Genomic DNA, 18,214 nt, shown 5'->3' with positions numbered 1-18,214 from the left:
TGAAGCACGGCTCCTGCACGCGCTCCTGATCGACAGGGCGTGGCCGGGCACCTTCCGATTCGAGGTCGAGCACTGTGCCGCCGTCGTTCAGGTGGTCTTGATGAAGGACAGCCGCGTGTCCGCACGATCCGTGATGCGGAACGAGCCTCCCGCTGCCGCCTCCGCGCCCAGGCGCCGCGCGAGCCGGTGTCTTTCTCCCCCCCTGCCGTAACCGGTAGCGGTGTCGGCGGACCAGCTTCCTGGTGGCAGGTGCGTGTGGTGTCGGTCGTGTTCCTAACCGGCTTCTGGTGCGTCGTAGGAGAAGTCGTACCCGGTGAAGTCGGTCACCGGGGCGTATCCGATGCGCTGGTAGAGGGCGTTGCTGGTGGGGTTGGCCGGGTTCGCGAACAGTACGACGTCCGTGGCGCCTGCGGTCAGCGCGGCTCTGCTCACCTCGACCGTCACGGCGCCCGCATAGCCGCGGCCCCGGAGGTGGGCCGGGGTGTAGACGGGATCCACCCGGATCATGCCGCCGACCATCGACGTCGAGCCCGCCATGGAGACGGGAGTGCCGTCCGGGGCCTCCCAGAACGTGAAGTGTTTGTCGGCGAAGCGCGAGTCGGCCCAGGAGTCGGCGTCTACGGAGGGAGTCTCTCCGACGGCGGCGGCGAACTCGCCGCACCAGCGGATGAGTTGCTCATGGTCCTGTGCGTCCGCGACGCGGCCCCCGCCGTCAGGGCGCGGCTGCGGTGGGGTGAGCGTGCCGAGACGGTAGAGGCGGGCCCGCCAGTTGGGTACTGGCGCTGCGCCTGTGTGCCGCTGCCATGTCTCGGCGAAAGCGGTGGCGGTGTCGTGGTCCGCAAGAACGCCGGAGAGGCGGTGGCCGAGGTCGGTCAGGTGGGCGGCGAGGGTGTCGGCCTGCCGAAGGGAGAGGGTGGTGAGGGTCAGGCGGTGGGACGGAGGGCGGTAAAAGATGGCGCGGACCTCGCCCCCTGACTCCAGTCGGCCGAAGACGGTGGATGTGGCTCCGTTTGCGTCCGCCCCGCGTGTGCGCAGTTTCTCGATCACTGTCAGCGGCGTGTTGTGCAGGGCGGGGCGCGAGCGCAGGAAGTCTCCGGCTCGGGTGAAGAAGTCGTCGACGTCGTGGGTGAGGTACCAGACATCAGGGCGCATGCTCCATGGTCCCTGATGTACTCGATTCGGGGAGGCACTTGTCCAGAGATGAGCCGTCGCCACGACTGGTCCGACGTCTGCCTGTCACGTGGGATGACTGCGTGTCACGTGGGGCAACTGCTTCCGCTCACCCAGGAGTTTTCCTCGTCCACTGGGTGGTCCGCGGGCTTCTGCGGGTGAGATGCCGGGTGATCATGGTGATGAGTGCCCGGCTCGGGTGGGCGGCTTCGGAGTGCTGGGACAGCCGTACGTGGTCGCGAACATTGCGGCGGGCGGGCGTCATGCACCGGCCGTTCGTCCGCCCGACTTTCCGGCGGCGGGGCAGGACGACGAATCCCCTGGTGCCGGAGCGGCGAGGGCCAACCGGGCTCTGGGGACTGGGAACGCCCGTAGAAATCCCTCACCCTCGGCAAGAGGCCGATCGGTCGCGGTGTGGGACCGGGCATGGCAAGGTCAGCGCGTGCTGGCTCCGTTTTCCGCGAGGTGAAGGGTGTTCCCATGGTCGTGCCCCCGCGCCGGGTAGGTCTCGAACTCGAATTCCCGGTGGTGGAGACCGCCACCGGACGGGGACTGGACCGGGACGGGGCACAGCGGTTGTGGCGCACCCTGGCCGCGCACGACATGTCCTGGGCGCTGGTCGAGGAGACCGTTGTGGGAGGCGTCACCGGTGTGCGCCGGCGGACGGCGGGCTTCGATGAGCTTGTGAACACGGACACCGGGGTCTGCACGGTCGAGGTCTCGCTCGCCCCTCGGGACACGGTGGGTCAGGCAGTCGAAGCCGCGGGCGATGTCCTGCGGATGCTCCAAGGTCACCTGGAGGTCATGGGGTACACGCTCCTGTGCGCAGGCGTTCAGCCCCGCACCTGGTTCGATCCTGGCCGCAAGACCCGGAAGGACTGGTACTTGCTCCTGACCCGCCGGTGGCACTTCCACCACTGGTTCGTCCCCATCGCCGCCCACCAGGCCGCGGTTGACGTGACACCCGACGAGGCGGTGCGCGCCGTCAATGTACTGAGCGGATTCGCAGGGGTTTTCACGGCGCTGACCGCCTGTTCGCCCATCGCGCGTGGGGCCGTGCAGCCGTGGAAGGAGATGCGGAACCGGGTGTGGTACGAGCGGTCCATGAGGGTGCCTGCGCCGGAAGCGATGTACACGTCCAACGGAATTCCGGACGAACCGTTCTCTGACATGAGTGCCTATATCGAGCACTTCTGGGACTCGCGCATCTATTTCCTGACCAACCTCAAGAGCAGTGGCTTTGAAGTTCTCGGCGGGAAATCCTTCAAGGAGTTTCTTCTCTCCCGCAACTCCGTGCCGGCCCGGCAGATCGACGGAACCCTGGTACGGGTCACACCCGACCGGGACATGCTCGACCACATCCATCAATACGGCTGGCCCGCCGCGAAGCTGCACTACGCCTTCGACTCCCGCACCGATATCGACGAGGTGCGCGCCGCCCTCACACAGGGAAGGATCGGAGAATATTTCGAGGAACACGCCGCCAACTGCTATGTGGAGAACCGGACATGCGGGGTGGCCCCGCAAGGGGAAGAAGGCGTGGCCGCGGCGCTGACCCTGGGCATCGTGGAACGGCTCGACGACGCCGAGGCGCTGTGGAAAGAGCTGCCGTGGCAGGAATGGCGCTTGTTGTGGATGCGGGCCAGCACCCACGGTCTGAGTGCCGAAGACGAGCGGTCCCTCGCCATGATGCGCAAAGTGCTCGAACTCGCGGCGTCCGGACTGCGCGCACGCGGATGGGGAGAGGAGACCTTCCTCGCCCCGCTCTTCACCCGGCTGGAACGGCGCGAGACTCCGGCCGACCGCATGATCGCCGCCTTTCGCGCAGGAGGAGTGCCGCGACTGCTGTCGGACTTCGGGCGGTCCTTGTAAGACAAGGCGGGCGAGGGCCGGACGGATACCGGAAGCCCGTTCCGTGCAGTAGAACAGAAGCCACCATTTCTCGACACCAGGAGTCCGGATGCCCAGAGTTGATGTCACCGTGCCGACCGCGGACGGCGTTTGCGCCGCGACGCTGCACACGCCGTCGCAGCACGGCAGTTGGCCGGCGGTGATTCTCTATTCCGACGCCGCCGGAGTCCGGGAAACCTTCGCCGGCATGGCGGACCGGCTCGCGGGGCTCGGCTACGCCGTGCTCCTGCCCGATGTGTACTACCGAACGGGCGGATTCACCCCCTTCGACGTCGCTACGGTGTTCAGCGATCCTGCCGAGATGGAACGCCTGATGTCGCTGATTGCGGGCATGACCCGGGAGGTGATCGTCCGTGACGCGCAGGCGTTCCTCACGTTCCTCGCAGACCGCCCGGAGGTTTCCGGAAGCCGCGTGGGCACCACGGGATACTGCATGGGCGGCCGGGAATCGCTGACCGTGGCCGGACATTATCCGGAGCGCGTGGCCGCCGCCGCGTCATTCCACGGCGGGCAGCTCGCCGCTGCGGACGACCCGGACAGCCCTCATCTGCTGGCCGACCGGATCAGCGCAAGTGTCTATGTGGCGGCAGCCGAGAACGACGAGCATTTCCCCCTCGAACAACACGAGCGGCTGGAACGCGCCTTCACCACCGCCGGCGTGCAGCACACCATCGAGACCTACCCCGCCGCACACGGCTTCGCGGTGCCGGACAACCCGACCTACGACGACGCCGCCGCCGCACGCCACTGGGCCGCCTTGGCCGACTTGTACGCCGAGAACCTCCGCGACTGAGCCCATCCCGTTCTCGGCCGTCACGCGACATCGGCGCAGACGTGGGATACCTCTCGCATTGAGAATCGTGGGCTCGCGGGTTGCGGTGTTTCGCACGCCGGCCGAGAGCGCCGTTACGGGCGGGCCCACTCTGCTTGCGCGTGGCGGGTGTTCGCAAGGAGTGCAGGTGGCTTTCCCTACGAGATGAGGGTGACGCGAGGGGCTGGCGGGTGGCGAGGGGCGCATTCCTCGCGGACCGCTGCCGCGTAGGCCGCGGGCGGGCCTGCGAGTACCGCGAGGTCGGCGTCGCACAGCATCTGGCCGTCGCGGCCGTCGGGGCCCGGTCGTGGGTGACGGTGAGCCGCACCAGGTGGGCGACCTCGGCGGTGCGGACCGGGCCGACGCCAATGTTCGCGCAGGGAGCCTTCCAGGCCGAGTAGTTGGGCGGAATTCCACCCCGTAGATCCTCACCGGGCGACGGTGCCCGGATCGGGTGGCGCGCCCCGCTGCACATCGAGCGGGCAGTCCCGTACGGAGGGCCACCCCTGCCGGGGCCGTGTGGCTCTCGCAGCCGCTCGGCAGGCTCGCCACCTGGAGAGGCCGTCCCACGCAGCTTTTGGACGGGATGGACGACTGCGTGTGGCCCTCCCGCCCCTCTCCCCCTCCAGTTGGGCTCCCCCACCCCTCTCAGGCACACAACCGCCAAGGTTTTCACGTGCGTTGACGATCACGGCTTGCGGCTAGTGGGTGATCTTTCACACGTTTCTCCCGCAGGTGCCGGAAGCACATAGAAGGTTGGAAGGACGAACCTCTCAGCAAAGGAGTCATCATGGCCAAGATTCCCGCAGCACCCAAGAGCGAGGTCCACGCGGGCCGTCAGCCGAAGCGGATCGGGTTCTCCGTGGAGACGGTGAAGACGGCCCAGGTCAAGAGCGTTCCGAACCTCGAAGTAGACCAGAAGGACGTGTAAGGGAAGGAGCCATCCAGGTTCCGACCCGCCCGGTGGCTCATCGAGCCACCGGGCACCTCCCTTGAGCTGTGAGGACCAGCGTGTTCGATCTCGAAACCCTGCTTGCCCCGATCCCACTCGATCAATTCCTCCGCGAGAATTGGACAACCCGGGGCGTTGTCATTCGCGGGCAGGACCGGGACCGCTTCCGTCCTCTGTTCTCATGGGATCAGCTCAACCATCTCCTCAATTTCCATCGCCTCCGTTTCGGTGAAGAGATCCGCCTCGCGGCCATAGGCAGGAAGCTCCTCGAAAAGCCTGAGACGCCCGAGGAGTGGATCAAGAAGTGCCAGGACGGCTACACCCTCATCATCAACCAGTTGCAGGCGCGGATTCCCGAGATCGCCGAACTGGCATCGACGATCGAGAGTGCGATCGGCCACCGCAGCCAGGTCAACATGTACTGCTCCTGGCCTGAGCAGCAAGGGTTCGACCAGCACCACGACGACCACGAGGTCTTCATCCTGCAGATCGAAGGGACGAAGCGATGGGTCGTCTCCGAGGAGACGTACAAATACCCCCTCGACAAATACAACAACGTCTCCGATGACACAGGTGAACCCAAGGGATCCCCGTACATCGAGACCGAACTCCACCCGGGGGACGTGCTCTACATTCCGCGGGGACACTGGCACTACGCGGTGGCCGGCGACGAACCCTCTTTGCATCTGACACTGGGCGTGACGTGCCGTACCGGCGTCTACTGGCTGAAGTGGCTGGCGGACGAGTTGATGGACGAGGAGGAGTGGAGGCGCAACCTGCCGCCCGTCGTCCAAGGTGACACCACTGCGCTCGCCGAGCATGTCCACGGACTGCTGGGCAGGCTCGCCACACTGGCCGGCGACAAGCGGCTGGTGGAGGCATACCTCGCCAACCATCTGACCTCGCAGGACAGTCGTCGGCGGGAGGTCAGCCTGCCGAGCCAGTCGGGCTTCCATCCGCTTTCCACGAAGGGCGACACGCGGCTACGGCCGGCGAAGTTCAACCCCGTCAAGGTTGATCACGACGCCGAGTCCGAGCAGCACCGGATTCTGTTCGGCACGAGGAAGATCACGCTTGACGGCGCACCCGCGGAACTGATCGATAATCTCTTCCGCCACGAGTCGTTCACCCTTGAGGAAGCCGCCGGCTGGGCGCCGGAATTCGATCCGGCCGAAGACATCGCCCCGCTGCTGCGGCTGCTCGTCGAGGAGGGAATTCTCCTGGAGGAGATTCCCGACGAGGGTTGAGCATCGCCTGTATTCCACCCGCCCGACCGGTGGCACGGCAGACGGACGGTCTGTGATTCTCGAACCCTCCGACCGTGCCACTGGACCAACCCCGCTCGCGGGCCATGACGCCGCGGGATGCTCACCACTGATGGAAGACCACTCGATGAACATCGGTCTGATCGAGCTCAGTGCACACAGCGAGGTCCTCGACAGTCTCATACGGCAGACCGTCGACCTCGGCGCGAGACCGACCGTCTACACCAACTCGTTCTGCGCCGAATCCCTGGATGCTGCTTCCTCTGCGGAAGTTGAGTGGCAGGTGTGTCCATCGGGATTGCCGTACGCTGAGTTCATAGAGAATCGCAGAGCATCGATCGGTTCACAGGATCACGTATTCATCGTCACTCCCGTCGATTCCCTGTGTGACCTGCTCTCCGACGGGAACGAGACAACACCCGTCTATCACTGCCTGGTTCACAACCTCAATACGTTCGCCTCGTCGGACGACAACCGGCCGAGTGCCGCCGTCGCGAAGCTCGTTCTTCAGGGCGCGGCACATGTCCTTCTCCCGGATCTCCGGCTCATGAAATCCGGTGCCCCCCTGCGGGACCGTGCGATCAACATCGCCTACCCGCAGCATCCGCCGACAGCGTTCGTGCGGGACGAAGTGCGTTGCTGCATTCCAGGGAGGATTTACGGTGGCCGGGACCACGCCGAAGTCCTGTCCGCACTGGAACTCGCCTCCCCGCGGTTGACGAGGCCACTGCGGGTCGAATTCTTGGGAGAGCACGCCACCGAGGAGTCCAAGGCTGCCGTCGACGCGGCGGCGAAGGCGGTCTCTCCCTCGGTCGAACTGTGCGATCACCCCGGTTACGTCGCCCAGCGAGAATTCGACCGGACTCTCGCGGAGGCGGACTTTCTCATTCTGCCCGTCTCCGAATACCTCACGCGCAACGGCATCACCGAGAAACGCGGTCAGACGTGTGTGACGGGCAACGTCAACGACATGGTCCGGTTCGGTCTCCCCGCGCTCATGCCGGATTTCTACCCGTTGAGCGACCATACGAACGGGATGACGGAACGGTACAGCGATGTCCCGTCCCTCGCGGACCTGATCGTCAGCTGGGTGAACACCGGCGAGTTCAACCGCAGGAAACGTGCGGCGGCACCGGGCCTTGATGCCTACCGGGCCGAGTGCCTGTCGGCCCTGCGCGAGGAACTGGCCCGCCGATAGCGGCTCGTGCGAGATCCGGTAGCCACCCGGCCCGAACCCCCTCGCGCCGAACGGCACTTGGCCGCACGCGGCCCGCCGCCGCCCCGCCGTCCCCGGAGAACGGGTGCTCGCCGCCCGAACGCCACCACTCAGCTACTCTCATACCCGCCGCGGCGCCGGGCGGAAGGCGTTCGCCCAGCGCGCGGCTCCTCCGCCTCGTGGGAGAGCGCCCGCTGCCCTGCGAGGCGTGGTCCTCGGCAGTGCGCGCAGCCCTCGTGCGGAGTCCCGAACCCGGTGCGAAGGAAAGCGACGTGTACGAGCGCGTGTACGAGCAGGAGACCAACAGCGCCCCGCGGAGGCGCATATGAAGATCGGCATACCCCGCGGCCCCGTACGCGTCCTGACGATCGCCAGTTTCATCACCACTCTCGGCAGCGGGCTCTATCTCGCCGGCAGCATGCTGTTCTTCACCCGCGTCGTCGGGCTGAGTGTGGCGAGCGTGAGCGCCGGCCTGGCCGTCTCGACGTTCGTCGGCCTCCTGTCGGGCCTCCCCCTCGGCGCCGTGGCCGATCGCGTCGGGCCCCGGGGACTGTACGTCGCCACCCAGGGCATCCAGGCCGTGGCAATGTTCCTGTTCCCGACGACGCACACCTTCGCCGGCTTTCTCACGCTGGTCACCGTCGCCGCCGTCGGCCAGCGCGGCGCCCAGGCGGTCAGCGGCGCCCTCATCGCGCGGATCAGCGAGCCCGGTCAACGCACCCGCGTCCGGGGCTATCTCCGAGCCGTCACCAACCTCGGGCTCGGCATCGGCGCCGCCGCAGCCGGCGTCGCGCTCCAACTCGACTCGACCGCGGGCTACACCCTTCTCATCCTGGCGAACGGACTGAGCTTCCTGGCGGCGGCCGGAATGCTGCTCATGATCCCCTCCGTGGAGCCGGTGCCACGCCCTCCGGATGCGCGGCGTATGGAGGCCGTGCGGGACAGGCCGTATCTCGCTCTGTCGCTGCTGTGCGGGGTCATCGCGTTCCAGTACGACGTGATTTCTCTGATCCTGCCGCTCTGGCTGGTGTCGCACACCACGGCGCCCCGGTGGTGGCTTTCCGCACTGCTGGTGGTGAACACGGCGGTGGTCGTGCTGTTCCAGGTCAGGGCCACCCGCGGGGTGCGGGGCCCCTTGCCCGCTTCCAGCGCACTCCGTGGCGCAGGATTCCTGTCGCTCGCCGGCTGTACGGTCCTCGCTTTCGCCGCAGGAGTTTCCGCCCCTGTCGCCGCGGCACTGCTGCTCGTCGGCGTGCTCCTCCTGTCGTGGGGTGAACTCGGCCTGGCTGCGGGCGCATTCGAGATCAGCTTCGGGCTGGCCCCGGAACACGCCCAGGGGCAGTACCAGGGCACCTTCAACCTGGCGGACGGCGTGGTGCGTGCAGCGTCTCCGATCGTGCTCACCACGCTGTGCCTCCAATGGGGCAGGACCGGCTGGCTGGTACTCGGCGTCATCCTCGCGCTCTGCGGCCTCGCCACCCGGCCGCTCACCCGGTGGGCACTGCTCACACGGACGTTTCCGGTACCGGAGACACCCGCACCCGTCGGCTGAGGCCACCACCGAGGCGCCCCGCCATCCGTCTGTCGAACGCCGAGGGGCCGGGTTCCTCGCCTCTCTCATGGAGCGCGCCGTTGGGCGCTTGTCGGGGCCCCGTGCCGTCAGCTCTGTGGTTTCAGTGCGTCTCGTGGCGTCGTGCCCGTTCGCTTCCGCTGCCGCGTAATCGGCCGCCTTCGACTGCCTGTTCGCGTCGGACAGGGCAGGATCGTGGATATGGATCAGGGGGTCGCTGCGATATCTGCTGCGGGGGTGGCCGGGTTCGCCAGTGCGGCGGGAGCGGCTGTGGGAGCGGGGCCGGCCGGTGCGCCCGAGCGCGAAACCAGGGCTGGATGTGATGCACCGCCAAGCTGCGGACGACCACGTCATACGAGCACTCGGCATACTTCAGCATCTCGCCAACACCCGCTTCATCGCGGGTAGTTGAGCTGCGGCTCAGTCGCCGGGCATAAACGAATCCCGAAGGTGAAGGATCCACTCCCACCACCTGCCCACCGGGAGCCACGGCCGCCGCCACCAGCCGGGCGAGATACCCGGTGCCGCATCCGACTTCGAGGATCCGCTCCCCCGGCCGCGCCCCACTGAGGGAAACCAACCGGGTGAACAGCCGTCGGCGCTGCCCGAGAAACGCCACCGAAGTGAACGCCTCATACCGCCGCGCCGGCCCGATGGCGCCCGGCGCCGATGCGCCTGACGCACCTGATGCCCGCACCCGTATGCCGGCATCGCGACGGCGGGAATCGATCCTGTCCGCGGCCACCGATGTCTGCGCGCAGGCCGGCTACCAGCGCGGCAAGGTGTCGGCCGTCGCCGCCCGCATCGGTGTGAGCGAGCCCGTGATCCTCCAGAACTTCGGTTCCAAGTCCACGCTGTTCGCAACGGTCCTCGAACGCGCGACGGGCCGGCTCTGCGCATCGTTGCGGCACCCCGATGCCACCGGCGGTTCCGTCACGGAGTTCCTCGCCGAGGTGCTCTCGTCCCGGCACCTGAACGCACTGCACTCACAAGGTTCCGTCGGCGTACTGTTCGCCGACGCCATGGATCTCAACGCCGAACCCACGGTTGCCGACGCGGCCCGCGCCACCGTGGCGAAGGTGGCAGACGCACTCGCCGACCTCGCGATCGAGTCGCTGGTTCGCAGCCCCGCCCTCGGAGACCTGGGATCGTGACCACCGCCTACGTTTACGAGGACGATCCGTACGTGCCGGCGTTGCCGGATCCGGACAGCCGTGTGATGCAGGCCCAAGGGATCAGTACCGGCAACCGGCAACCGGCAACCGGCAACCGGCAACCGGCAACCGGCAACCGGCAACCGGCACGCCAACGGCCTGTTCGCGGACATGTTCCGGCCGCCGGCCCCGATCATCGACAACCTCGGTGCCATCCTCCACGCCATCCGGTGGAAGAACTGCCCGGAGCGTCTGCGCGCCTCTGCGCACCCAGCTGAAGCCGGCCGTCTGGACGATGATCAACGGCCGGCTCCGTCCCCCGGGCGGGGGAAATCGGTGCCTCGGGGATTCCCTTCTCGTACGGCCTCTCGGTCAGGGCGGTGCGGATGCTCCACGCGAAGACGCGCGCGGCAATACCGGGACTAGCGCCCCGCCGGTGTGCCGAGGCTGCCCGGGTAGAGGTACTGCTTCGGGGGCAGCGTCGTCCCGCGGACCCATGCGTCGAAGAAACCCTTGAGGTCCTTGTGCGAGACCTTCGCAGCCAAGGCCTCGAACTGCGGGAACGAGGCGTTGCCGTAGGCGTGGTCACCGGTCCAGCGCCGAAGAGTGGTGAAGAAGGCGTCGTCGCCAATGGTGCGCCGCAGCGCGTGCAGCATCAAAGCCCCCTTGAAGTAGAGGCCGAAGTCGAGTTCCTTGCCCTGGCCCGGGTCGTAGAGCTTCGTGGCCCAGTACGAGGGGGTGTCCTTGTTCGTCTCGACCTCATCGGTGTAACTGGCGTCGAGGTTCGCTCCCTTGTGTTCCTCCCACAACTGGTTGGCGTACTGGGCGAAGCACTCGGCGAGGCAGCCGTCACGCCAGTCGGTGAACGAGACGCTGTCGCCGAACCACTGGTGGGCGTTCTCGTGGACCATGGAGGCGTCGAAGAGGGCAGCGGTGTAGGTGGGCCGGCTCTGCGTCTCCAGGGCCAGCGGCCCGTTCCGGTCGTCCGCGGCCGCACCGATGACGATGGCGCCCGCCGAGGAGAAGGGGTACGGGCCGAACTTCGAGGCCAGGAAACCCAGGATGTCCTTCTGCTGACCCTCGGTCTCCGCGTCGATCGGCATGTCGGGGCTGTACGCCGTGATGACCGGCGTGCCGTCCGGCAGCTTCGCCTTGTGGACGGTGAACTTGTCGATGGCGACCGTACTGAGATACGTGGCCATCGGCCGGTCCTCGTGCCACCGGAAGGTCGTTGTGGCGCCCTTGGCGGTGGTCGCGCCGGGCAGGCCGTTGCCGATGGCGGTCCAGCCCTTGGGCACCGTCGCGGTCAGAGCGAAGGTGGCCTTGTCGGAGGGGTGGTCGTTGGACGGATACCACGAGGTCGCGGAGTGCGGCTCGCCCGACACATTCACCCCGCCGGACGCCAGGGTGTGCCAGCCCTCGGCATCGGGCTTGCCCGCGTACTTCACCCGGACCTTGAACGTGGCGCCCTTGGCCACCCGGTGAGCCGTCTCGACGACCAGCTTGTGTGCTCCGGAGCGCGAGAACGCCTTCGCCGGGGCGCCGTTCACGGTGACCGAGGCGATGTCGAAGCCCTTCAGGTCGAGGGCGAAGCGGTCCAGTGCCTGTACGGCTCGGGCGGTGACGGTCGTGTCACCGTCCAGGCGGTCGGTGCGCGCCGGGTCGTAGGCGATCCGCACGTCGTAGTGCGTGACGTCGTAGCGGGCGTCGCCGTCGTCGGGAAAGTACGGGTCCTTGCCGCCGGTCGCGCCTGCGGCGGGGACAGCCGTCAGCGCCATGCCGAGGGCGACGGCGATCGTCAGCACGGCGTGGGGCGTGCGCCGGCTGCGGGGCTGTGCTCTGCGCATCTCTGCTTCCTGATGAGGGTGGGCGGTCAGGACCGGGCGGTGCGGGCGGCGAGCTGCCACACCACACCGATAAGGGCGTTGGTACTGGTGGTCTCCGTCGCGGGGTCGACATTGGCGAGGTTGTCGCATGCCTCGTGGATGCAGTCCGAGATGCCGGTGCTGAAGCCCGACGACGGGATGCCGGCGTCGCCGAACGACTCGTGGTCCGAGCCGCCCACGCCGATGTCGAAGGTGTCGATGCCCCGGGCGGCGAACCAGGTCCGGAACGCCTTGAAGGCGGCGCTCTCCCCGTGTGCCTCGTCGTTCACCACGAGCCACTGCTTGGTGTTCTTGCTGCCCGCCTGATCGAGGTTGAGGTACACGTCGATCGCCTTGCGCTCGGCGCCGGAGAGGCCCCTGACGTAGTCCGCCGAACCGACCAGACCCAGTTCCTCCGCGCCCCACCAGGCGAAACGCAGATGCCCTGTGGGCTTGATGCGGGCCTTGGCCACCTGAAGGGCCGTGGTCAGGACCGCCGCGGCGCCGGACCCGTTGTCGTTGATGCCGGGGCCGGCCGCGACGCTGTCCAGATGAGCGCCGGTGAGCAGCACGTGACGCGGATCGCCGCCCGGCCAGTCGGCGATCAGGTTGTAGCCGTCCGCTCCCGCGTGGGAGAAGTGGCGGAGCTCCGTGCGGAACCCGGCGCGGTCCAGCGCGTGCCGCACGTAGGCCACCGACTGCTCGTAGCCCGGGGTGCCGTGCGCGCGGTTGCCGCCGTTCCGGTCGGCGATGCGCTGCAGTGCCTTCAGGTGCGGCATCACCTGCGCCTGCGAGACGGTCGGCGCGTCGGGGGCCGTGGGGGCCGGGCGGCCGGAGAGGGAGACGGCCCTGGCCCGGTCTCCGAGGGGTGCCGCTTGGACGGCTGTCGGGACGAGTGCGCCGTGCAGGGCCAGGACGGCCAGCAGGACGACCGTGCGTACCCAAGAGCTTCGCCGTGGCAAAGAGGGGAGAGGGAATACCGGCAACGGAGACCTCCGCGGATGGCTGGTACGAGGGCGGTGTCGGGGCGCGGATGCGCGCCCCTCACCCTCATACGACGTGCGGCCTCTCCCGAGGTTGCCGCCACCGCGGAGGAATTCTCCGCCCCGGCAACCGTACGGCCCGTCACGACGCGGAAGACCCCCGCTCGTCCGCGGTGCGGAACGAACGGGGGTCTGCGGTCTCACGCCGTGCACGCCCAGTGCCTGGGTGCCGCGCGATCAGTGGGCGAAGCCCCAGTACCGTGAGGCGCTTCCTTCCCGCCCTGTCATCGGACGTGGGCGGCGCAGGATCTGACGGAGTGCGCGTGCGCGACGCCGCCGAAGGCCGAGCGCTCAACCCCGGTACTGCGCCACGATCTTGGTGTAGGCGTACGGCTTCTGGTCCACGCCGCTGCAGCTGTCGCCTTCGCTGCCGCCGGAGCCGCAGGCCCGGTCGCGGTTGACGGCCCAGAAGGCGAAGCGGGCGAGGTGGTGGGTGCGGGCGTAAGCGAGGATGGTGCGGAAGTCGTCGAGAGTGACGGTCTCGTCGGCCTGGTCGGTGTGGCCGTTCATGGAGGACACGCCGGTCTTGCGGTAGGCGTCGGCCTCGCTGTAGCCGTACGCGTTCTTGACCTCGGCGGCGAGGCCGTCGAGCGCGCTGACGGTGGCCTCGCCCATGGTGCCGCTGTGGCCGCCGAAGTCGAACGGCATGACCACCCAGCCGTCGTTGTCCAGGCCGGCCTTGGCGCCGCGCCGGATGAGGTCCTTGCCGTCGGCGTTCGGCCCTTCGGGGGTGGTGCCCATGGTGACGTACGTGACCAGGCCCGGGTTGGCGGTCTTGACCTTCTTCAGGGCGTCGACGACGCGCTGCCGCACCGTCGCGTTGCTCATTTCGGTGTCCTCGATGTCGATGTCGAGCGCCTTGAGCCGGTACGCGTCGATCACCTTCTGGTACGCACCGGCCAGGGCGTCGGCGCTGGTGCACTTCTCGCCGAGCTTGGCGCCGCTCCAGCCGCCGGCCGAGATGACGACGTCGCCGCCCTTGGCGCGGATCGCGTCGATGGCGGCCTGGTCGCTGCCGCCGGCCAGCGGCCGGCTGCCGTCCCAGGCGGGGTTGCAGCCGCCGTCGGAGAGGACGAAGGCGAGGGTGAACCACTTGGTGCCGGTCGCCGCCATCACCTCGGTGGGCGGCTGCGGGTCGCCCCAGCCGAGGTATTCGTAGGGCGCGGCGGCCATCGGCGGGGCGGCTTTCGGGGCGCTGTGGCGGGGCGCGCCGGCGGGTGTGCCGGCCACGGCGCCGGTCGTGGCGGTGGCGGTGAGGAGCGCTGCCGCCGATGCGGTCAGCAGGGCGCGGCGGCGCAGTACCCGGTGGCGGTGCTGCGGAGCGGTGCGGTGCATCAGGGGGTCTCCACTCTGCGGGACGGATGGCCGGGGCGCCGGGGGCGGCCCAGTGCCTGGGGTGGCGGCGCGGGCGCGTCCACCAGGTCGCGGATGACGGTGTGGTGCGGGGAGTGGCGGCACGCCGGGTCGGTGGCGGCGGCGTCTCCGGTGAGGGCGTATGCCTGGCAGCGGCAGCCGCCGAAGTCCCGCTCGCGCAGGGCGCAGCTGCGGCAGGGGTCTTGCATCCAGGCGGTGCCGCGGTAGCGGGTGAAGGCCGCGGAGTGCTCCCAGATCCGGCGCAGTGGGTGGTCTCGGATGTTGGGCGGGTCGAGTCCGGGGATCGCGGCGGCGGCCGGGCAGGGCAGGACCGTGCCGTCGGGGGTGACGGTGAGCGAGACGGCGCCCCAGCCGCCCATGCAGGGTTTGGCGGTGCCCTCGAAGTGGTCGGGGACAACCCAGATGATCTCGACGCGGCCGTCGAGCTGCTGCCGGCGGCGCCGTACGGTCGCTTCGGCTTCGGCCAACTGGGCACGGGTGGGCAGGAGTTCGGCCTTGTTGAGGAACGCCCAGCCGTAGAACTGGGTGTTGGCGAGTTCGATGCGGTCGGCGCCCCAGGCGGGGGCGAGGCCGATCAGTGCGTCGAGGGCGCCGAGGTTGTGGCGGTGGAGGACGACGTTGAGGCCGAGCGGCAGTCCGGCGCCGGTGACGAGGGCCGCGGCGCGTTCCTTGGCGGCGTGGGCGCGGTGGCCGGCGATACGGTCGCCGTCGGCCGGGTCGGCGTGCTGGACGGAGAGCTGGACGCTGCGCAGTCCGGCGTCGGTGAGGCGGGCCAGCCGGTCGCGGTCGAGGCCGACGCCGCTGGTGATCAGCTGGGTGTGGATCCCGGCGCCGTCGGCCGCCGCGACGATCTCCGCCAGGTCCTGGCGCAGCAGCGGCTCGCCGCCGGAGAGATGGGCGCTCACCACGCCCAGGTCGGCGGCCTGACGGAACGTGTCCTGCCATTGGGCGAGGGTCAACTCGCGGCTGCGGCGGGTGAGTTCGACGGGGTTGGAGCAGTAGGTGCAGTGCAGCGGGCAGGCGTGGGTCAGCTCGGCGAGGAGCGCCCAGGGCGGCGGGACGGGGGCGGGCGGTGCGGTCATCGCAGCCAGCCCTCCTTCCGTACCCGGTCGAGGAAGGCGGGCACCTCGGTGGCGACGGGTGCGCCGGGGTGGCGGGCGGTCAGCTCCCGCACGATCCGGGGGACGTCGCGGGTGCCGTCGCACAGGCGCAGCACCTCGCCCGCCGCCCCTTCGAGCACCACGACGCGTTCGGGCAGGAGCAGCAGGTCGACACCGCGGACCCGGTCGGCGCGCAGGAGAACGCCGGGGGCCGGTCCTGGGTACCAGGCGGTCATGCCGGGGCTCCTGGTCGGCCGCCGCGTTCAATGGCGTCCAGGAGGGCCCAGAGGACCTCGCATTTGAAGGTGAGGGCCGCGACTGCCCGGTCCTGGTCCGCCGCGGTCCTGGCTCCGTCGATCACCAGGGCGAGCGCCTCCTTGCTGTCCCGGCGGCCCTGGCCCTGCCGGTCGCGGAAGTACGTCAGGCCGCCCTGCTCGATCCAGGGGTAGTGGCGTTCGAAGGCGTCGATCCGGGTGCGCATGATGTCCGGGGCGGACAGTTCGGTGAGGGAGGCGGCGACGGCCTCCAACGGGGAGCGCAGGCGGCAGAAGTTCACGTAGCCGTCGACGGCGAGCCGGACGCCGGGCAGCACGCCGGAGGCGTCGAGCAGCAGGGCGCGGTCGATGCCGGCGGCCTCGCCGAGCCGCAGCCAGCGTTCGATGCCGCCTTCGCCCGCCCGGTCGCCGTCGTGGTCGCGGATCCGGCGCAGCCACATCCGGCGCAGTTCGGGGGTGTCGAGCTTCGCGGTGATCAGGGCGTCCTTGACGGGGATGTGGCGCTGGTAGTGGAAGCGGTTGCGGATCCAGCGGCGCAGCTCGTCGGGGGTCAACTGGCCTGCGTGCATACGGAGGTTGAAGGGGTGACGGTCGTGGTAGTGCTCGCGTGCGACGGTGCGCAGGCGTTCCTCGAACGAGGCCCGTGCCGCCTGGGGTGCGGGGCGGTGCGGGCTTCCCGGCAGGCCGTTCATCGGATCTCCTTCGTGGATACACCCGGCTTCAGCCGGGTGAGGAAACGAAGCTCCTGCGGGGCAGGGCAAAGGGCTGCGATTCTTCGCCAGGGCGGATCGCGGTACCCATCCGATCGGCGAGGAAACCCACACAGGCATGGGCCCTTCAACTGCCGTACCTCACAGGTGGATTGCTGTTCATGGCGACGGAAGCGAAGGGCGTGTACGAGGACAGCACCGGAGCGTGGTCCGCGTCCTTCGTCGTACCCACCCTGGCCCAGGAGCTGCCCGCCACAGGCCGTGCGATCGGCATCGGCTGGGGCGTACACGGGACCGCGACCACCACATCTGACGCCCACGATCTTCCCCACCCGCAGCACAGGAGGACCGCCGCCCAGCGCCTGACCACGTACCGGCGGATGATGGCCCGCAGGAAGCCCCAGCGCGGGCAGGCCGCGTCCAAGGGCTACCGCGAAGCCAAGCGGCAGACCGCGAAGCTGCACAAGGAAGTGTCCCGGCAAGGTCACCCCACCGGCCGAATGGGGTCTCCCCTGCTCAAGCGGAGTTCGAGAGCTTGGGGAAGGGCCAGGAAGGTCGTTCGCGACCACGACGCGTCGGCCGTCGAGGACTTCAAGCCGACGTTCCCCGCGAAGACCGCCATGGCCCGTAAGGCGGCCGACGCCGCGATCGGCGCCATCAAGGCGGCGCTGGTCGAGATGGCCAGGAAGCACGGCCGGACCGTGCATCTGGTCCACCCCGCGCACACCTCCATGGACTGTGCGCGGTGCGGAGCGAGAACGAAGCACGCACTACCTCTTTCCGAAGGACGTATACCTGCACCGCGTGCGGAGCCGAATCCCCGGGATAAGAACTCCGCTCGCGTGATGCCGGTCCGGGCTGGTCTCCACCCGGCTGGCGCTGATCGTGTAAGACCTGCACCCTCGCCGAGGGACAGGCGACGTGAGCCAGGAATCCCCCTGCATCAGCTGAGGGAGGCGTCAAAGCGCGATCTCCATCCCTTCCGCCGCGACGGCGAGGCCCTGTGCGGCGAGGTGCCCGTGCTGCGGTGCGCCGGGGTCGGTGAGGGGGTTGGTGTTGTTGAGGTGGGTGTAGAGGCAGCGGGCGTTCAGCGGGGCGAGACGGCGGGCGGTGCCGTGCGGGCCGTCGATGGGGAGGTGGCCCATGGCGGTGGCGCTCCGCGTGGAGAAGCCGCTGCGGAGCGGCTCGTCGTCGTCCCAGAAGGTGCCGTCGAGCAGCACGCAGTCGGCGCCGGCGAGGGCCGCGTCGAGCCCCGGCGGCCAGGTGCCGAGGCATGGGGCGTACACGGCGGTGCCTCCGGTGGCAGGGTCGTGCAGCCGGAGGGCGACCACCCAGGTCGGGTCGTCGGCACCGGCCGGCGGGGGGTCGGCTGCGTAGCGGGGGCGTTTGGCGGAGACGGGCAGGGCGCTGATCTCGATGCCGGTGCCGGTGTCCGCGAGCGGCACCGGGTCCTGGCCCAGCTCCCGCCAGGTGAGTGCCGTGTACGGCCCGAGGATGTCGGCCAGGCGCAGCCGTTCGCACAGCGCCGTGCGGACCGGTGCGGTGGCGAGGACGTCGACGCGGTCGGCTTCGCGCAGCCGGGCGAGGCCGAGGGTGTGGTCGAGTTCGGCGTCGGTGAGGATCAGACCGCGCACCGGGGTGCGGCGGGCGGCGGGCCCGGGGTGGAGTTGGGGGGTGGCTTCGATCTGGTCGGCGATGTCGGGGGTGGCGTTGATCAGGAACCACTGGCCGTCGTCGGCCTGTACGGCGAGCGAGGCGTGACGGCGGCGGCGTTCCGGGTGGGCGCGGGGGCCCGCGC

At 69.2% G+C, this 18,214-nt stretch carries 16 protein-coding genes and 1 pseudogene; 8 read left to right on the top strand and 9 right to left on the bottom strand.

Translation table 11 applies throughout. The features are described from left to right. Window positions 1–273: 273 nt before the first annotated feature. The gene (locus LIU39_RS22005; protein WP_227048548.1) at window positions 274–1,152 is read right to left on the bottom strand and encodes a GNAT family N-acetyltransferase; all 879 of its coding nucleotides are present in this window, start codon (window positions 1,150–1,152) and stop codon (window positions 274–276) included. Between the two features lie 432 nt (window positions 1,153–1,584). Here LIU39_RS22005 and LIU39_RS22000 point away from each other — a divergent pair, with 432 nt between their 5' ends. The 6 genes from LIU39_RS22000 (at window position 1,585) to LIU39_RS21975 (ending at window position 8,877) form a co-directional block, all read left to right on the top strand. After that, window positions 1,585–3,042, top strand: a complete 1,458-nt coding sequence (locus tag LIU39_RS22000) for a glutamate-cysteine ligase family protein (RefSeq protein ID WP_227048547.1) — start codon at window positions 1,585–1,587, stop codon at window positions 3,040–3,042. 109 nt (window positions 3,043–3,151) lie between these two features. Beyond that, a complete protein-coding gene (locus LIU39_RS21995) occupies window positions 3,152–3,874 on the top strand; it encodes a dienelactone hydrolase family protein (protein ID WP_227048546.1) in 723 nt (240 codons plus the stop codon). A gap of 808 nt (window positions 3,875–4,682) precedes the next feature. After that, window positions 4,683–4,823 carry a hypothetical protein gene (locus LIU39_RS21990; protein ID WP_227048545.1) on the top strand — a complete coding sequence of 47 codons (141 nt, stop codon included), beginning with the start codon at window positions 4,683–4,685 and terminating at the stop codon, window positions 4,821–4,823. An 80-nt stretch (window positions 4,824–4,903) separates the two neighbouring features. Further along, a complete protein-coding gene (locus LIU39_RS21985; protein ID WP_227048544.1) occupies window positions 4,904–6,091 on the top strand; it encodes a cupin domain-containing protein in 1,188 nt (395 codons plus the stop codon). 145 nt (window positions 6,092–6,236) lie between these two features. Beyond that, entirely contained in the window at window positions 6,237–7,307 is a 1,071-nt protein-coding gene (locus LIU39_RS21980) for a hypothetical protein (protein ID WP_227048543.1), read from the top strand. 343 nt (window positions 7,308–7,650) lie between these two features. Continuing rightward, window positions 7,651–8,877, top strand: coding sequence for an MFS transporter (locus tag LIU39_RS21975; RefSeq protein ID WP_227048542.1), 1,227 nt, complete (start codon window positions 7,651–7,653; stop codon window positions 8,875–8,877). Window positions 8,878–8,998: 121 nt separating this feature from the next. Here the strand turns inward: LIU39_RS21975 and LIU39_RS21970 are convergent, their stop codons facing one another. Beyond that, on the bottom strand, window positions 8,999–9,592 hold the full coding sequence (locus LIU39_RS21970) for a class I SAM-dependent methyltransferase (RefSeq protein ID WP_372463999.1): 594 nt from the start codon (window positions 9,590–9,592) through the stop codon (window positions 8,999–9,001). A gap of 4 nt (window positions 9,593–9,596) precedes the next feature. Between LIU39_RS21970 and LIU39_RS21965 the strand changes: the two genes are divergently transcribed. Next, complete coding sequence (locus tag LIU39_RS21965; RefSeq protein ID WP_227048540.1) at window positions 9,597–10,049, top strand: TetR/AcrR family transcriptional regulator; 453 nt, start codon at window positions 9,597–9,599, stop codon at window positions 10,047–10,049. Between the two features lie 422 nt (window positions 10,050–10,471). Here the strand turns inward: LIU39_RS21965 and LIU39_RS21960 are convergent, their stop codons facing one another. The 6 genes from LIU39_RS21960 to pqqC all read right to left on the bottom strand — a co-directional run bounded on the left by LIU39_RS21960 (window position 10,472) and on the right by pqqC (window position 16,398). Continuing rightward, window positions 10,472–11,896: a M1 family metallopeptidase gene (locus LIU39_RS21960; RefSeq protein WP_227048539.1), complete on the bottom strand. Its 1,425-nt coding sequence runs from the start codon at window positions 11,894–11,896 to the stop codon at window positions 10,472–10,474. A gap of 26 nt (window positions 11,897–11,922) precedes the next feature. After that, window positions 11,923–12,876, bottom strand: a complete 954-nt coding sequence (locus LIU39_RS21955) for a M20/M25/M40 family metallo-hydrolase (RefSeq protein ID WP_227048538.1) — start codon at window positions 12,874–12,876, stop codon at window positions 11,923–11,925. A gap of 372 nt (window positions 12,877–13,248) precedes the next feature. Beyond that, the gene (locus LIU39_RS21950) at window positions 13,249–14,292 is read right to left on the bottom strand and encodes a chitinase (RefSeq protein ID WP_227048537.1); all 1,044 of its coding nucleotides are present in this window, start codon (window positions 14,290–14,292) and stop codon (window positions 13,249–13,251) included. Continuing rightward, entirely contained in the window at window positions 14,292–15,413 is a 1,122-nt protein-coding gene (pqqE, locus tag LIU39_RS21945; RefSeq protein WP_227048536.1) for a pyrroloquinoline quinone biosynthesis protein PqqE, read from the bottom strand. Before pqqE ends, LIU39_RS21950 begins: the two co-directional genes overlap by 1 nt. Next, a complete protein-coding gene (gene pqqD, locus LIU39_RS21940; protein WP_227048535.1) occupies window positions 15,410–15,667 on the bottom strand; it encodes a pyrroloquinoline quinone biosynthesis peptide chaperone PqqD in 258 nt (85 codons plus the stop codon). Before pqqD ends, pqqE begins: the two co-directional genes overlap by 4 nt. Continuing rightward, window positions 15,664–16,398, bottom strand: a complete 735-nt coding sequence (pqqC, locus tag LIU39_RS21935; RefSeq protein WP_227048534.1) for a pyrroloquinoline-quinone synthase PqqC — start codon at window positions 16,396–16,398, stop codon at window positions 15,664–15,666. Before pqqC ends, pqqD begins: the two co-directional genes overlap by 4 nt. Window positions 16,399–16,526: 128 nt before the next feature. Between pqqC and LIU39_RS21930 the strand changes: the two are divergent. After that, window positions 16,527–17,324, top strand: a pseudogene (locus tag LIU39_RS21930) (RNA-guided endonuclease TnpB family protein); the annotation flags it as partial. Between the two features lie 51 nt (window positions 17,325–17,375). Here LIU39_RS21930 and pqqB read toward each other — a convergent pair. Then, window positions 17,376–18,214, bottom strand: an 839-nt coding sequence (pqqB, locus tag LIU39_RS21925; protein ID WP_227048533.1) for a pyrroloquinoline quinone biosynthesis protein PqqB, incomplete at its 5' end; no start/stop codon positions are given.

The sequence above is a fragment of the Streptomyces pinistramenti genome (genome assembly GCF_020564935.1).
Classification (GTDB): domain Bacteria; phylum Actinomycetota; class Actinomycetes; order Streptomycetales; family Streptomycetaceae; genus Streptomyces; species Streptomyces pinistramenti.
The sequence above is the reverse complement of the archived record's forward strand: the minus strand, read 5'-3'. Positions and strand labels throughout refer to the sequence as shown.

Coding starts and splice junctions, on each gene's coding strand:
- LIU39_RS22005 (WP_227048548.1), bottom strand. CDS start 1,152: ATGCGCCCTGATGTCTGGTACCTCACCCACGACGTCGACGACTTCTTC.
- LIU39_RS21990 (WP_227048545.1), top strand. CDS start 4,683: ATGGCCAAGATTCCCGCAGCACCCAAGAGCGAGGTCCACGCGGGCCGT.
- LIU39_RS21980 (WP_227048543.1), top strand. CDS start 6,237: ATGAACATCGGTCTGATCGAGCTCAGTGCACACAGCGAGGTCCTCGAC.
- LIU39_RS21975 (WP_227048542.1), top strand. CDS start 7,651: ATGAAGATCGGCATACCCCGCGGCCCCGTACGCGTCCTGACGATCGCC.
- LIU39_RS21965 (WP_227048540.1), top strand. CDS start 9,597: ATGCCGGCATCGCGACGGCGGGAATCGATCCTGTCCGCGGCCACCGAT.
- LIU39_RS21960 (WP_227048539.1), bottom strand. CDS start 11,896: ATGCGCAGAGCACAGCCCCGCAGCCGGCGCACGCCCCACGCCGTGCTG.
- LIU39_RS21950 (WP_227048537.1), bottom strand. CDS start 14,292: ATGCACCGCACCGCTCCGCAGCACCGCCACCGGGTACTGCGCCGCCGC.
- pqqE (WP_227048536.1), bottom strand. CDS start 15,413: ATGACCGCACCGCCCGCCCCCGTCCCGCCGCCCTGGGCGCTCCTCGCC.
- pqqD (WP_227048535.1), bottom strand. CDS start 15,667: ATGACCGCCTGGTACCCAGGACCGGCCCCCGGCGTTCTCCTGCGCGCC.
- pqqC (WP_227048534.1), bottom strand. CDS start 16,398: ATGAACGGCCTGCCGGGAAGCCCGCACCGCCCCGCACCCCAGGCGGCA.